The 17,108-nt window shown below is 44.9% G+C and carries 9 protein-coding genes; 3 read left to right on the top strand and 6 right to left on the bottom strand.

Annotated features, from left to right (window positions below):
- The first annotated feature begins 43 nt into the window (after positions 1-43).
- On the top strand, positions 44-1,060 hold the full coding sequence (locus tag KW844_RS26505) for a PDZ domain-containing protein (RefSeq protein WP_218379790.1): 1,017 nt from the start codon (positions 44-46) through the stop codon (positions 1,058-1,060).
- Between the two features lie 160 nt (positions 1,061-1,220).
- Here the strand turns inward: KW844_RS26505 and KW844_RS26500 are convergent, their stop codons facing one another.
- The gene (locus KW844_RS26500) at positions 1,221-2,600 is read right to left on the bottom strand and encodes an aldehyde dehydrogenase (RefSeq protein ID WP_218379789.1); all 1,380 of its coding nucleotides are present in this window, start codon (positions 2,598-2,600) and stop codon (positions 1,221-1,223) included.
- A 164-nt stretch (positions 2,601-2,764) separates the two neighbouring features.
- Here KW844_RS26500 and gatB point away from each other — a divergent pair, with 164 nt between their 5' ends.
- Together gatB and KW844_RS26490 are read left to right on the top strand one after the other, a co-directional pair.
- Complete coding sequence (gatB, locus tag KW844_RS26495; RefSeq protein WP_218379788.1) at positions 2,765-4,207, top strand: Asp-tRNA(Asn)/Glu-tRNA(Gln) amidotransferase subunit GatB; 1,443 nt, start codon at positions 2,765-2,767, stop codon at positions 4,205-4,207.
- Between the two features lie 64 nt (positions 4,208-4,271).
- Positions 4,272-5,432, top strand: a complete 1,161-nt coding sequence (locus KW844_RS26490; protein ID WP_255578643.1) for a TlpA disulfide reductase family protein — start codon at positions 4,272-4,274, stop codon at positions 5,430-5,432.
- A 205-nt stretch (positions 5,433-5,637) separates the two neighbouring features.
- On the opposite strand, the gene KW844_RS26485 is transcribed toward KW844_RS26490, so the two are convergent.
- From KW844_RS26485 to KW844_RS26465, 5 genes are all read right to left on the bottom strand, one after another.
- Positions 5,638-7,215: a RagB/SusD family nutrient uptake outer membrane protein gene (locus KW844_RS26485; RefSeq protein ID WP_218379787.1), complete on the bottom strand. Its 1,578-nt coding sequence runs from the start codon at positions 7,213-7,215 to the stop codon at positions 5,638-5,640.
- A 14-nt stretch (positions 7,216-7,229) separates the two neighbouring features.
- A complete protein-coding gene (locus tag KW844_RS26480) occupies positions 7,230-10,382 on the bottom strand; it encodes a TonB-dependent receptor (RefSeq protein WP_218379786.1) in 3,153 nt (1,050 codons plus the stop codon).
- Between the two features lie 778 nt (positions 10,383-11,160).
- Complete coding sequence (locus KW844_RS26475) at positions 11,161-11,700, bottom strand: hypothetical protein (RefSeq protein ID WP_218379785.1); 540 nt, start codon at positions 11,698-11,700, stop codon at positions 11,161-11,163.
- Positions 11,701-11,729: 29 nt separating this feature from the next.
- Entirely contained in the window at positions 11,730-13,496 is a 1,767-nt protein-coding gene (locus KW844_RS26470) for a SusD/RagB family nutrient-binding outer membrane lipoprotein (protein ID WP_218379784.1), read from the bottom strand.
- 23 nt (positions 13,497-13,519) lie between these two features.
- Entirely contained in the window at positions 13,520-16,684 is a 3,165-nt protein-coding gene (locus KW844_RS26465; protein ID WP_218379783.1) for a SusC/RagA family TonB-linked outer membrane protein, read from the bottom strand.
- Positions 16,685-17,108 lie beyond the last annotated feature (424 nt).

Raw genomic sequence — 17,108 nt, 5'->3', positions numbered from 1 at the left:
TATTAAATTTGTTGGCGTAAATTAAATTTAAACAGATCAGCATATGAACAAGTTACTGCAAACATTATCTATTGCAGGGTTCACCTGCTTCAGCCTCTTGACTACCACCGTGCATGCACAACAGTCAAAAGACAAGCTGGGCGAATTTGATGAAATCATCATCAAACGCAAAGGCAACAACGACGGAAAAGTAACCGTGGAAATCAAAAACGGCGAAGTATTGGTAGACGGTAAAAAAGTGGACCAGTATAATAGTCCCGACATCTCCGTCTTCAAACGTAAAGTCACCCCCATGGATGGCAACTCCCTGGGAATGAGTGGCAGCACCATGAACGGGTTCAACTTCTTCAACGATAACGATGACGCTGAGGAAGGAGATGCACCGGAAGTATTCAACATCAGACCTAACAAAGCGCTGTTAGGGGTGATTACTGAAAAAGAAGAAGCTACCGGCGTAACCGTAAAAACAGTTTCCCCCAATAGTCCCGCCGCCAAAGCCGGGATTAAAACAGGCGATATCATTCTCCGCGTTGATGCGAAAAAAATCGCCGAGCCCAAAGAATTGTACGAAACCATCGGCACTTATGCCCCGGGCGACAAAATAACGGTTACGTACACACGTAATAAGAAAGAAACACAAACAACCGTAACCCTCGACGAACGTAAGGAGCAAGGTGGTATGGAGCTACTAATGCCTTCGCCCGACCGCAACCCAGGCGGCTTCTTCAACTTCCAGGGGCCGGAAATGAATGATAATTTCTCCTTCCGCCGGGGCGGTAGTAACCTTCGTTTAGGCTTGCAGGTAGAAGATACCGAAGATAGCAAAGGTGCGAAGGTAACCGACGTAGAAGAAGGTTCCGCAGCCGAAAAAGCAGGATTCAAAAACGATGATATCGTGACTGAGTTTGGTGGAACAGCAGTAAAAACCGCCCGCGACGTGGCAAACGCCTATCGTTTTAACCAGCAAAAAGCAAATATAACGGCCAAGGTTATACGAAATGGTGCCACCCAAACGTTAGAGGTGAAAATTCCTAAGAAAATTAACAAGGTTAATTTATAGTGTGCAAAGAGAAAGGCTGCCGGTTGGCAGCCTTTCTTATTTAATATTGTTTGATACTCAGCCAGCAATCAACCGGCTACCATCGTACCCGCAGTCACTCCTCCGGCAATGTGCTCCGCGCGCAGCGCGGAACCACTCCAGCTGACACCGAAGGTGTCAGCTACATTATCTTCTTTAATAACTTCAACTTATTCTTAAACGGCGGATACTTCGTAGGTACATCCAGCCAGGTACCTGTTTTCAGCACACTCTTCGGATGTGTAAACGTTTCAAAACTATACCTGCCGTGATACTGGCCCATACCACTGTATCCCGTGCCACCAAACGGCATTTCAGGATTGGTTAAATGCACCAGCGCATTGTTGATACAGCCACCGCCAAAGCGCACCTGTTCTATCAGTGCCCTTTCTGTTTTCTTGCTTTTTGTAAATACATATAATGCCAGCGGATAGGGCAGCCTACGTATAGCGGCAATCGCCTGATCCAGGGTTTTAAATGGAAGTATCGGCAATACCGGTCCGAATATTTCTTCCTGCATCACGGGGGCATCCCATTCCACATCCGTCAGCAGGGTAGGGGCAATGTATTTGGTATTGCGATCCGTTTGCCCACCATGGGCAACATGCCCTTGTTGCAGGTATTTAGCCACCGCATCGAAGCGCTTTTCGTTGATCATACGGGCGTAATCCCCACTGGCAGCGGGGTCATCTCCAAAAAATTCACGGATTGCCTGCTTAAGTGCATCCGTAAAGGCGGTCTGCACATTTTCATGTACCAGTATATAATCGGGTGCCACGCAGGTTTGGCCGGCATTCCAGAATTTCCCCCAGGCGATACGTTTAGCCGCTACCGTTACATTCACTTTTTCATCCACCACGCAAGGTGATTTACCTCCTAACTCCAGCGTTACAGGCGTCAGGTGCGGCACTGCCATCTCCATAATCTTTTTACCCACCGGTATGCTTCCGGTGAAAAATATATGATCAAAGCGGTACGACATCAGCATGGGAATCACCACACCGCCATCACCCTCCACTATAGCGATATAGGCAGGATCAAAGGTTTCTCTTATGAGGTCTGTTAGCAGGGCAGATGTAGCCGGCGCCAGTTCCGAAGGTTTCAGAATGGCGCAGTTGCCCCCTGCTATAGCGCCCAGTAAAGGGCTGAGCAACAGCATAAAGGGGTAATTCCATGGGGCTATGATCAGCGTAAGTCCCAGCGGCTCCCGGTATATCCGGCTGCTGCTCGGATATGTCACCAGCGGACTGGTCACCACTTCCGGTTGCATCCACTCTTTGAGATGTTCCAGGATAAAACCGATTTCTTCATATAAAAAGCCCACCTCGCTGGAATATGCCTCCATCGGGTGTTTATGTAAATCCTGATGTAGTGCCTCCAGGATGCGGGTTTCGTACTGCTCAATGGCCTTTTTCAACCGCTTCAGCTGGGCTTTCCGGAAATTATACGGCAGCGTAGCCCCCGAGTCAAAATAGGCTTTCTGGGCTTTATACAACTGTCCGGCCTGGGTATTACTGATCATAGGGATGAATTTAAACTTTTGATATAACCCAATTTACCATTTTCCGGGCAGGAATTTGCCCGGAAACACAGCATTATTTGAATATATTTGCGTTAATCAGCAAGCAATTATAGTGGTGATTTGCTTTCGATTTTATTTTATTGGAATTTTTAAAATGTCACCTCTTGGATTACAGTAAATACGAAACCGTGATTGGGCTTGAAGTTCATGCCCAGCTGCTGACGGAAAGCAAACTATTCTGCAGCGACAGTGCCGCTTTCGGCGGAGCCCCCAATACCCACATCAGTCCTATCACCATGGCTCATCCGGGTACTTTACCCCGCATGAATAAAAAAGCAGCCGAATATGCCATCAAACTTGGCCTGGCTTGTCATTGCGCCATAGAAAAGGATAACTACTTCGCACGCAAAAACTACTTTTACCCTGATCTCCCAAAAGGATACCAGGTATCACAACATACAGCTCCTATCTGCAACGGCGGATACGTACGTATCACAACGGATGCAGGTACACGCGATATTAAACTCAACCGCATCCACCTTGAAGAAGATGCGGGTAAGCTGCTGCACGACCAGGACCCTTCCTACAGCTATGTGGACCTGAACCGTGCCGGTGTACCGCTGGTAGAAATCGTAAGTGAGCCGGATATGCACACCAGCGAGGAAGCCTATCAGTACCTGACGGAACTGCGCCGCCTCGTGCGTTACCTCGGGGTATGCGACGGAAACATGGAAGAAGGCAGCATGCGCTGTGACGCCAACATCTCCATCCGCCTGAAAGGCGCTACCACCCTGGGCACTAAGGTAGAAGTGAAAAACATGAACTCCATCCGCAACGTGAAACGCGCCATAGAGCTCGAAGTAAAGCGGCAGGTGGAACTCCTGGAAACCGGTGGTACGATTGTACAGGAAACCAGGAGCTTTGATGCCGCTACCGGCACATCATTCAGCATGCGCTCCAAGGAAGAAGCCAATGATTACCGCTACTTCCCCGAGCCTGACCTGGCACCTTTCCACCTCAGCGATGATTTCATTAATGCCATCAGGGCTACACTGCCGGCATTACCGGAGGAATTGATTCAGAAATATATCACACAATATAACCTGCCGGAATATGATGCCCGCGTTATCTGCGATGATAAGGCCACGGCCGATTATTTTGAGGCATTGATTGCCACTACCAGCCAATACAAGGCGGCTGCCAACTGGCTCCTGGGGCCTGTAAAGTCTTATCTGAATGATAAAGGTGCGGACATCACAGCTTTTCCGTTGCCACCTGCTACCCTGGCCAAACTGATTGCGCTGGTGGACAGTGGGAAAGTGAGCTTCTCCATTGCCTCCTCCAGGATATTGCCGGAAATGATCAGCGATCCTGCCGAGCCACTGGAAATAGCGACCAGACTGAATCTGATCCAGGACAACAATGCGGATAACATTGCCCCTATCATCGATGAAGTGCTTGCAAAATATCCGGATAAAGTAGCTGCCTACCGCGGTGGCAAGAAGGGGTTACTGGCATTGTTTGTGGGAGAGGTCATGAAAGCATCGAAAGGAAAGGCCGATCCACGCCTGACCAATGAGCTGCTGGCCGAAAAACTGAAGGGTTGAGGCCAATCCATGAAATTAACCTAATTTGAGGGCTTGCAGATATTGAATATTAAAAACTGATTGCATGAAAAAATACTTCTTATGGCTGTCTGCCGCCGCTTTCCTTGCAGGATGCGCCGGTCAGCAGCAGGAAAAGGGAGAGTTCAAAATTGACGGGCAACTGACTAACCTGCCTGTCGGACCTGTAGTACTGGAGCAGCTTAGCCTCACAGATATTAAAGTGGTGGACTCCACCAATGTTAAAGATGCCGGTGGTAAATTCAGTCTCAAAGGCATGGTGCCGGAGCAGGGCCTTTACCGCATCCGCTTCAGCAATGGCAAGTTCATTATCCTGTCACTGGATGCCGGTGACATGAAGCTGGAAGGTGACGTCGACAATCTGGACAACCTGAAAGTAGAGGGTTCTGAATCTACTGCTGAACTGCACCAGTTCCTGGCCAGCATCAGCAAGCAGTCCATCGCACTTACCGAAGAAATGCGCAGGCTGGATAGTTTACATAGCGTAAAAACGCCGGACAGTGTGCTGCATCCTAAAGTGGAAGAGCTGCAACGTAAGGAGAAAGAATTTGAAGAATACTTTTTCATCACCGCTGATAAAACCAAGTATCCTGCTAACGCGGTATTTGCTATCAGCCAGGTGCGTGATGCCGGCGAAATCCTTGGCCACAGGCAGGTGCTCACCAATATGCAGAAACGTTTTCCTGAAAACACGCTGGTGAAAAGCCTGGTAGGGAAAGTAGATGAAATGGAAAAAATGCAGGGTGCCGGCGGCGATGCTGCTGGTGGTGAAGAACCGTCTATCGCGGTAAAGGTTGGTGAAACAGCTAAAGATTTCACCCTTCCCGACCCGAATGGTAAGATGGTGAGTCTGAGTTCCTTCCGTGGAAAGTATGTACTGGTGGACTTCTGGGCCAGCTGGTGCGGTCCTTGTCGCGCTGAAAATCCGAATGTAGTGAGTGCTTTCCAACAATACAAAGGCAAGAATTTCACTATACTCGGCGTATCCCTGGATAAGGAGAAATCTAAATGGACAGAAGCTATTCAGCAGGATGGCCTGGCCTGGACCCAGGTGAGCGACCTGAAATTCTGGGAGTCTGCCGTGGTGAATACCTTTGGTATCAACGCTATTCCTGCTAACTTCCTGATTGATCCGCAGGGTAAAATTATTGCGGCTAATCTTCGCGGGCCTGCACTGGAAGCGAAGCTGAAGGAAATATTGAAATAAGATTTTTTGTAAAGAGATATAAGGTCCCGGTGGGTAACTCCATCGGGGCTTTTTTTATGCTACATGGGCTTGCCTTCACCGCTAATCATCGGCAGACGCGTAACTGGCATGTAAACAAGAAGGGTGTACCATTTGCGATGGTACACCCTTACTTGTTTACTGATTATTATCTATTAATTCACTATTAAATACTTCATTAGTGTAATTATTCGTAACCAGGGTTTTGTTGCGCTTTCAGTGTTGGATTCGCTGCTACTTCAGTTGCAGGGAAAGGCCACAGATAACGGTAGTCATCATAAGGCACTGCAGCAACGTTAGTTGGCAACAGCTGGCCGGAAGCAGCTTTGTAGTCAGCGGCAGTACCAGTGAAGCCTGAAGCCGGGTCAATTTTAGCAGGTACACCTTTGAAACCGTATTTGGTATCGAAAGCGAGGCGGTGGATATCAGCCCAGCGGCGACCTTCACCCTGGAACTCAATTCTACGCTCTTGCAGGATAGCCAGTACCAGATCAGCAGGTGCTGTTGTGAAGCGGTTCGTGCTGGTTGCTGGCAATGCTCTGTTACGAACATTGTTTAACAGAATGAAAGCCTGTGCATCATTTCCAGTACGTGCATATGCTTCTGCAGCGTTCAGTACCACTTCCGCATAACGGATGATAGGGGAATTATCTGCTTTATTTACGTAGTCACGGAATTTATAAGAGTAGGTTTTTCCGTCGGTTGACTTGTAAGTCAATGTAGTTCTGCGGATATCATCAGCTACCCACCATGCCTGATTGAACAGGTTAGGGCTCAGTGCTACCAGTCCACGGCCACCCAGGTCAGCAGGGCCGTACATTGGTGCTAATGCACCATTTGTACCACCATTTGCTAAAGTACTGTTAGCAATAGAGAAGATGGATTCTTTGCTCGCTGTCAGGAATGGATCAGATGGAGCTGCAGCCAGTACATAACCGTTGAGCGGGCTGGTAGGAACTGCTTTATCAGTACCCAGCTTGGTTGCTTCAGCGATTACGCCTGCGTAATCAGCCATGTGCAGTTTAATCCTGGTTTTAAGCGCGATAGCGGCACCTTTATTTGCCTTATTCACGTTGGTTCCGGCGCCGTTCTGTTCAACGAAATCCAGGTCAGCCAGCACCTTAGTATAAGCTTCAGCAACAGTACCTCTGCCTACTTTCAGCGCTTCTTCAATTTTGGAAGGATCATCGATGGCTACATCACGGTAAGGAATACCTGGTTTGCTACCGTTACCGTCTGCATATGGACGACAGAAGTTCAACAGCAGTTCATGGTGAGCGAGCGCTCTCAGGAAACGGGCTTCAGCTTCCATCTGCAGTTCTTTTCCGGAAGAAATAAGGCCGGCTTTCTCTGCTTTTTTCGCACCTTCAATAAACACATTCGCCTGGTTCACTAAAGCGTACAGGTTTAACCACATGTGCACATTGTTCGCCGTGGTGGTAGTGATGGTGGATTTATAAGTGATTTCGTAGAAGGTTGCCAGGTTCAGCATATCCTCACCACGCATATCTGACTGCTGAATAGCAGCGCCACCAAAAGGATAGCCACGACCAGCACCATCATTATAACTACCTACCGCAGCAGCATTGTATACACCATTGAGTGTAGTTTCAATATTAGCTGAATCAGCAAATGCGGAAGGAATACTTAACACATCTTTAGGAGTGAGTTCGGTATATTTCTTACAAGAGGTGAAGCTGGCAGATATCATCAAAGATGCTGCTAGTACAGTTCCTGTGTATTTATATCTGAATATATTTCTCATGTTTCAATTTTTTTTTACAGACCAATGTTAACGCCGAAGGTATAGGTACGTGGTACTGGAGCAGTGTTATAGTCAATACCTGGCTGCAGGTTAGCATTAGTACCAGAAGCGCTGTAAGTGTTCAGCTCTGGATCAGCACCTGTATACTTGGTGATCACGAAAGCATTCTGTACCTGGAAATAGAAACGTGCGCTGGCGATACGTGCGTGTTTCAGCAGGTCAGCAGGCAACATATAACCTAAACCGATATTCTGAGCGCGGATGAAATCACCTGACTCAAGGAAACGGGTAGTGGTATTGCTGGATTGCAACAGGAACGCATCAGAACCCTGATACAGTTTAGGAACATCAGTAACCTGGCCCGGAGTGGTCCATCTGTTCAGAATTTCTTTACTGTTATTCTGGAATTTCTGGTTGTTCAATGTTTCCTGGCGGGTAACGTTCATGATTTTGTTACCACCTGCAAAAGAGAAGAAGATGTTGAAATCAAACCCTTTATAAGAAACCGTGTTATTCAAACCACCATAGTAGGTAGGAGTCGATTGGCCCAGGAAGCGTTTGTCAGAATTAACCAGGGTAGCAGCTACTGAATTGTCCTCTGGTTTAGCCGGATCGTACTTAGTATAGTAGTTCTGGCGGGATGCATTGTTAGGATCTTTTACATTACCCTGAACAAGGCTACCATCAGCTTTTTCATACAGTGGATTACCGTTGGCAGGGTTTACACCTCTGTAAACAAATCCATAGAACTCTGCAAGAGAACGGCCTACCTGGGTTACATTGTAGTTATAAACAAGGTCAGATCCTTTGTACAGGGAGGTAACTTTATTTTTCACAAATGTTACGTTGGCAGAAGTAGTCCACTGGAAATCGCCTTTCTGGATGTTTACAGAAGTAACGCTTAATTCCACACCACGGTTAGTCATGCTGCCTGCGTTGATTGAAATTACGTTTGGTCGTACAGAGTTAGGAACACCTAAAGATGGTGCTACTGGTACCTGCAGGATCATGTTATCAATGTTGTTCTTGAAATAATCAGCTGTAACAGTGATACGATCTTTCAGGAGACCGAGGTCAAAACCAATGTTAACTTTTTTACTTGTTTCGAAAGTCAGATCAGGATTATATACTTGGTTGTATCCGAAAGCAGAGCTAGTACCATAGTTAAGTGCCTTGTAAGAGCCGTAGTAAGGATAAGGTCCGATTTCTACGTTACCTACTTTTGCCCAGCCACCACGGATTTTTACATTGGAAATCACACTGGATATGCTACCGCTTTTGAAGAAGTCTTCTTCAGAAATTCTCCAACCAGCAGAAACGCCTGGCAGGTTAGCATTCTGTTTACCCGGAGGCAGTGCAGAAATAGCATCTCTACGGAGTGTTGCACTTAAGATATAACGATCAGCATAAGCATAAGATGCACGACCAAAGAAAGACCTGAAAGCTCTTTCAGTGATACCACCACCTACTGTGAGCGGGGTCACACTACCTGAAATCAAGTTTTCGCCGGCGAAGTAAGTGTTACTGATTCCTTGTGCGTCAGCGAAGAAAGATCTTTCTCTGCTTTTTTGCAGCTCGAAACCGGCAACAGCATTGATGTTGTTTTTGCCGAAGGTCTTGTTATAAGACAATGTGTTTGCCCAGTTGTAACGGAAGCTAGGGATATATTGCTGGAATACATAGCCTTTAGTACTTCTACCGTCACCGTGGATTGGATTCCAGTATTGGTAATCTTCACCACTCAGCAGGTTCACGCCTAACTGAGTTCTGAAGTTCAGTCCTTTCAGGATTTCAACGTTCACAAAGGTATTACCGGTAACGTTCAGATTTTGGTTTCTGTACACGTTGTTATCCAACACATATCTGATGTTTGGATAGTTGTCACCGATACGGATTTTGTTGGAACCCTGACCTTGCGTATTGGCTGCCACGTTGATATTGTAAGAACCATCCGGATTCATTACCGGAACGTTAGGCAGGGAACGGAGCGCATTGGAAACGCTACCAGACAAACCGTTGGTGCTTGTGTTGAAACCATTGTTGGTAACATGGGAAATGTTCGCATTGATACCAACTGTTACAATGTTCAGCGCCTTTTGTTCTACACGGATGCGTGCCTGATATTTTTTCTGATCGTTACCAACCAGCATACCATTCATATCAGAATAGCCAAGGGAGAAATAATAGTTAGTTTGCTCAGAAGCGCCGCTTAACGACAGTGAATGATTTTGTTGAAAACCATTTCTCAGCACCTGATCCTGCCAGTCGGTATCATAAAAACCGCCAGCTGGGTTAGGCGTTGCAACTGCTTGCGGAGAGCCACCTGCGTTAGTATATTTTTCGTTTGCGATGGTGATGAATTCTTCAGCATTCAGCAGGTCGAATCTTTTAGAAGGATTGGCAGAAGCGAACCATGCATCATAGTTTACTTTTCCTTTTCCTTGCTTACCTTTTTTAGTGGTGATGAGGATTACACCGTTTGCAGCACGGGAACCGTAGATAGCTGTTGCAGATCCATCTTTCAGTACTTCCATACTTTCGATATCGTTTGGATTGATATCACCCAGTGGGTTATTTGGCGTAACGCCACTTTGGTTACCGGCGATAATAGGTACTCCATCAATTACGTACAGCGGATCAGCACTGGAAGTCATGGAGTTTGTACCGCGGATACGGATACGTGCAGGCTGGCCCAAGGTACCACTGGCAGTAGTAGCCTGTACACCCGCTACCTGACCCGCCAGTTGGCGGTCAATTGCAGGAGCAGCCGCATTTTTCAACGCAGCACCGTTAATAGAAGCGATGGAAGCAGTCACGTTTTTACGCTCTTGAGTACCGTAGCCTACAACAACTACTTCACTCAATGCTTTCTGATCACCTTCCAACAATACGTTTACGTTAACCTTGTTGGCAACATTCACTTTTTGCAGCATATAGCCAACAAAGGAAAACTCCAGTGTTGCTACCTTAGCATCTACAGCAAGCGTATATTCACCGGTAGGAGTTGTTAATGTACCGATATTGGTACCAGGGATTTTTACAGTAACGCCAGGAAGCGGTGAACCATCTTTCGCGTCGGTTACCTTACCTGTGATCGTTCTGGATTGCGCCAGCGCCTGGAAGACACTGAGGACCGCGAGCAGCCCGAGGAATAATCCTTTCTTCATAAGCAATTTTGATTAGACAATAAAAAGTAAAACGTCAGTAGTTGGTGGTGGTATAGGCATGACATCGCCCTTAGACATTTGAATGCCTTTTTTATTACAGTCCCCAAATACAATATAATGTAACTGCAACCCTGCTACAGCGGATTACACTGAAATACTAAACAAGCATAACATTTACCATCATGTTTCCTTAACTGTGATTAAATACTACTGCGTTCAAATTCGGTTGAATCTACTATCTAATAAGCTATACCTTGTTACCAATAGTGGGTTATTTTGCTGACATAAGCACATAACTATACCTGTTCCTCCGGGAGCTTGTTTAGCTTTTGAGCATGCAAAAGACTATAACAAGACCTACGTCAGGTTTTAAGGACTATGGTTGCTATAAAGTAATGGAAAAATCGTTGGCGATTCGATTCCTCATAAGCATGTTAGACTACTAAACTATTCTTCTATAAGCAATATTAGACTTTGTCATCAAAGGAGTATCATCTCGCATTGATCAAACAAATATAATGTAAATGGTTTTGGATTCAATAACATTTTAGTGGGAAAATTTTAACATTATTTAACTTAAAGGAATGTTAAGTTATTCAATACATTGCTTATCAATAGATTATTATTAAACCTATCATTTCAACCGGTTGAAAGTTGTACTAATTGTGCATTAGTAGCGATGGCATGCAAAAATGTAGGAGTGGTAAATTGACAAAAAATCCCGGCCACCTTGAGCAGCCGGGATTCTGATAAGTGTTGTTATAATTCTTAAACAGAATTAATCTATTGTTTTTTGCCAGAACAAAGAAGGATTTGAACCTGCCATACCATAGGAATTGCTGCTGTATGGCGCAATTGGCACCATATTGCCATTACCATCTAAATAAAACGGAAATGCTTTTACCAATGTCCCATCGGGCAAGGTCATATCAGCTCCAATTTCGATATACTCATCTTTAGCCAGTGTTGCAGGATCAATACCGAACCACTCTATGAATTGAGCACCTGTTACAGTGATGTTCTTAGCAGGAAGGGTGACATTTGCCTGAATAAGATGCGTATGCTGATAATCCCCGTCATATGCTGCGTAGATATCAATTTTTGTAGCTTTCAACGCATTCGGGAAATAATAATCCAGGTCGAAAGTAGCTGTAAAGTTGCGGATGTTATTCAGATTGCCACTACCTGCTGTTTGAGTAAACAAAGGCAGTACCCCTTCACGAATATTATCAGGCAATTTCGGATTATCGTTCTTACGGCAGGAACTGAATACGCAAACCGCAAGAAGCATTAATATCAATGTTACTGAATTCTTCATACTTACAATTTTTTAATGCTTAAATAATGCTACTTAGGATCCCAGAATACATTAGAAACATCTGGCTGCTTCTGAGGTGGAGCATTTCTGTTTACGTTTAATTCATCTGCCGGATATGGTAGGGAGAGTGGATAATTTCTGCCCAATACCACCCTTACCCTTGGCTGAACATGGTTTGGTTCAGTCGAAGTTGGATCACCGAAAATCGGTGGCTGATAAAACCCTCCAGGAGCCTGAGTTGGATCATTTGGATTAAATAAAATTGGGAAACCGGTACGACGATAATCAGAATACTGATCGCAACTGAAGCCATAACTTTGAATCCATTTCTGGGTCATAATTACTTCCAGCTTATCATTATTTGTTGGCCTGCCATCGTAGAAGGCTAACACTTTATTAATGTAATCGGTTTCGGCAGCAGAACCAGAAAGCTTAGGAATAGTCTGGTTTTTATTTGCTTTAGTAGCTACATAGTCAACCTGCAGGAAAGATTCCTGAATAGCAGCTTCCAGGGTAGCACGTGCATCGCCTGCAATCAAACCAGCGTTGATACACTCCGCTTTCAGGTAAAGTACATCAGCATAAGTCAGCAGCCTCAAAGGAGCAGCTCCGGTAGCATCCGATGAAGACACACCTTCAATGTTCAATTGATTGTTTTGGTTATAGTTCTTGTAGTTATCATCGTAACGACCTCCTACAGGATATATTCCAAATACAGAAATACCATTATCATTTGACCTGTCTCTGTTAGGTCCAACAGAGCCAAAAAGGATAGATACAAAAGCACTATCACGATAGTCTGTTTTACCAGAATCAGCCGGTGTAACACTTGTGGTGGTCATCTGATTATAAAAGTAATATGGAATACGTGGATCCTCAATATTGGTAAATATCCGTGGATTATATCCTTTCAGGATCGAATAGAACCACGGGCTCACATAATGGGAACGTTGTGTTGCGAAATAATCATTAAAACCAGGATTTCTGTCATCTGGTGAATTACTTGGGCCATATGGCATCATGAAGCTCTGTTCCAGTTTGCTGATCAGTTTATCACTGAACAACGCAGAAACCTCCGCACTTACATTTTTTATCAAGCGTTGTTGTACTAACATCTTCAGCTTAATACTTTTTGCAAGGCGGGTCCAGCTATCAACATTACCACCATAGAACAGATCATCAGAACCGGGCACCAGGGAGTTGCCACCTGACTGTGACAGATTTCCGATTGCAGTATCCAGCATCTTTAATAACTCAGGATAAATTGCTGCGTCATCATCGAATTTAGGATAACCGTTTTTTGTAAGATAAAACTGGTTAGCTTCAGTGAAAGGAACATCTCCAAACAAGTCCACCATCTGACTCATACCATATGCTTTCAGGATACGACCGATACCGGCAAACCTGTGGTTTTGTTCTTCGTCGGCCTGACGGATTAACACGTTTGTATTCTCCAGGAAACCAACAAAACCAAAGCCGCTGTTCTGCGCGCTATAGAATTGTGTCCAGGCATTGTTGATATCAAACTGGTCACCTTGTGCCCCATATTGATCCTGAGATTCGCGCACCGTTACCTGGTGCATATATACAGCCAGCACTTCGGTGAAACCAATTGCACCTCGGCCGCTGTTACTGAACCCTAATGCATAGGCAAGGCCTTGCTCACTTGCTGTAAGCAACTGACTTGAGGTCGCCTGCGACGGGTTATTCGGATCTGTGTTTATGTCAAGGAACCCTTTCGTACAACCAACAGTCGTTAAAAGGCCTCCTAACAGTATTATGCAAATTCTTTTCATCGATAGTCTTTTTTTCATGAATACTAGAAAGTCACTCTCACGTTGAACCCATAACGGCGGGTAGTTGGTGCACCAGAGAGTTCAATACCCTGGGTGTTAGTCGAACCGAAGCTACCTACTTCAGGGTTGAAGTTGGTATATTTCGGCATACCGGGAGCAACATACCACAGGTTACGACCAGTCAACGTAACCGTTAAACCACCAATAAATGATTTATTGAACATTGATTTAGGGAAATCGTATCCCAATGTTACTTCACGAAGTGTATACACAGTAGCATCGTAAACATTCCATTCAGTAGCAGAGTTGATCGCAAAACTTTCTCCGAAATAAGAGTCAAACAAAGATATCGGTGTGCTATTTGGAATAGGAGCTCCTTTGTCATCCAACAACGGTGTACCAGGACTGTTTACATCACCGTAGTAACCAGGCAGGATGATCATTTTTTCACGACCTTCTGTATCCTTGGTTACACCACGGCCCAGTAAACTACTTACTGTTACAGAGTAAATGTCACCGCCTCTGGTGAGATCAAATAAAGCATTCAGAAAGATACCTTTGTAGTTAAAGGTGGTTGTCAAACCAGTTTTAAAATCAGGATTTGGATTACCAACCATTCTCTGATCGCCGGCTGGAATGAGCAAGCCTGAGCTAGGGTCTATCAACAGATTTCCCTGTGCATCACGCGCATCATAGGTACCTCTCAGATATCCATAAGGCTTACCGGCTTCCAGATAAGGGCTGATACCATCAAGTACACCTGCAAGGCGTAAACGATCAACACCATCTCTCAGCTTGGTAACCATATTCACGTTTCTCGCGAATACCCAGTGCAGATTCCAGGTAAAGTTTTCAGTTTTAACCGGAACCAGGTTCAGGTCAATTTCAAAACCTTTGTTGGTAATCTCGCCGTAGTTATCCACGAAGGTGGTGTAACCAGAAGTTGGAGCTAGTGTTATAGGTGCAATCAGGTTGGTAGATTTTCTGGAATACCAGGCAAAATCCAATGCGATTCTTCTGCTGAGGAATTCCAAAGTAGCACCTACTTCGATATCCTGTGTAAACTCTGGTTTCAGATTTGGATTACCGGCACCAGGATTTTGGATAACACCAGACTGACCAAGGAATGGTACGTTAACCGTCATGATATTTTGCAGGCTGTATGGATCCGCATCGCGGCCCACTTTGGCCCAGCTGGCACGCAGTTTACCAAAGTCAAACCAGCTACTCTGAATCTTGAGTGCATCTGTAAATAACCAGGATACGGCCGCACTTGGATAAAAGTAACTACGGTTTTCTTTCGGCAATGTAGAAGACCAGTCGTTACGACCTGTTAAAGTCAGGAATAACCATTTTTTATAATCGAGGTCCACCTCTGCGAAAATACCCCACAGTCTTCTCTTAATAAGAATATCCTCATTAGGAAGTACACTTTTTGTATTGGTCAGGTTATAAATACCAGGTGCAACAATACCTTTACCAATGTTGATAACAGAGTTTGTTGTACGCTGGTTTACGTTATGACCCACGATCGCTTTAAAGCCGAAATCTTCATTTTTCAGTTTCGGAGTGAATGTACCGATGAGGTTGGACTCAATTTCTGCAAAACGGTAGTTTTGTTCGGTGATCTGCCCCAGACCTTCTGCTCCGCGGGAACCAAGATCGATGATCTCTTTACGGGTGAGATTATTCACATTCGTACCTATTTGGTAGCTGGCGTTGAACCATGGCAGGATGTCGTAGTTCAGTTTCAGACCAGCAACATATCTGTCAGTTTTGGTATTCACTGTATTGTGAATGAAAGACCAGAGAGGGTTATCGAATTGAGCATCCAGTGGTTGCACAGGATAACCATTTTTATCTTCGTATGGATAACCGGCAATATCCCAGTTTCTGGCCAGGAAGAGGTTACGTGCAAAGGAAGAAGCAGCACCATCAATCTGGTTTTCACCAAACTGGGAACCCAACTGGTTGGTAGTGCTGTAGCTGAAGTTACCACTCACATTCAGGCCATTAGTAAGTCGGGTAATACCACCCACCGAGAGACTTGCTCTGTTAAAATCAGAGTGAGGTACATAACCATCCTGGCTCAGGTAAGATGCCGTTGCACTTACAGAAGATTTTTCATTTCCTCCGTTTACACTGATAGAGTTTTCAGAGATAAAACCGGTGCGGAAGAGATCTTTTACGTTATTAGGTACTGCCCTGTAAGGAATTTTGGTACCAGGAGGATAAAGCTCAGGATATGCCCGAACGTAGGGTGCCCATAATGCTACCGAATCAATAGAACCAAAGGGCGCACCCCAGGAACCATTCGAAACACCAGAGTAGTTAAAGTTACTACCTGCACCATATTTGTTTTGGTAATCAGGGTAGCTGGCTACGGTTTCAAATGCGATAGAAGAAGAATAGGTTACTTCTGTTTTCCGTTTAGAGAGCGTAGAAGAACCGGATTTGGTAGTAATTACTACCGCACCATTTGACGCCCTGGAACCATAAAGTGCAGCAGCAGCGGCACCTTTCAGTACGGTCATGGAAGCAATGTCATTTGGATCGAGTGCAGAGAGACCACTACCGTAGGCACCACCACCCGAGGTTTGGGAAGAAGTGGTTACCTGGTCATTGTTGTACGGGATACCGTCTACAACGATGAGTGGCTGGTTGTTTCCAAAAAACGAGGTGTTACCACGGATCTGGATACGGGTAGCCGCACCTGGCGTACCCTGGGATGACCTGATGTCCACACCTGCAACTTTACCTTGCAGGCCTTTTAACATATCAGGCTCGGATTTCTGAAGGATCTGATCAGGCTTTACTGTGGATATGGAATATCCCAGTGCTGCCTCGTTCTTTTTCAGACCTACAGCGGTTACAACAACTTCTCCGAGTTGTTTTTTGTCGGCTTCCAGCGCTACATCAATGCTGTTGCCTGACCCAGCCGGTACTTCTTTGGTAAGATAACCTACGAAAGAAAATACCAGTGTGGCTCCATTTTCTACTCCATTAAGTTTGTAAGTACCATCACCAGAGGTGAATACTCCTTTTGTTGTACCCTTAATCACAACAGTAACTCCGGGAATAGCAGAGCCATCTTTTGCATCACTAACTTTTCCGCTGATCGTTCGCTGTGCGACTGCGTTTACTATGCAGCCAAACAGGAGCAGCCAAAGTAGTAGCCCTTTTTTCATAAGCGACTTGGTTTTGATTGACTAATAAAAAGAAGATTGCAGGCTAGAACTTATCAAGGCATCACCTCATTAACTCTTTCATAACTGTGACTAGTAGTTACAAAATCTTCATAAGCTAACAGGGTTAAGCGCTCATAAACATTAACCATTAGAACCTATATAACTGTGACTAGCAGCTATACAGGTTTAATTATTTTATCATATGAATTAAAATAAATAAATGTTAAATAACAGGTTAATAACAGATATATTCGAAATTTGTTTCCTTTGACCAAATATAAAATAAATCCTTATCAGAAAACCAAATTGACTACTATTTTTATTTAAATAAACAAACTATTTGATTATAAAGTTCTGTTAAATAGGCATAAAAAAAGAGTGCCCCGCCGTAGCGAAGCACTCTTTATGGTTACAACATGCTTGT

Origin of the sequence: Chitinophaga sp. sic0106, from assembly GCF_019219075.1 — a bacterium.
GTDB lineage: Bacteria > Bacteroidota > Bacteroidia > Chitinophagales > Chitinophagaceae > Chitinophaga.
Note: the sequence above shows the minus strand (reverse complement) of the source record. Positions and strands in the feature narration are given on the sequence as shown.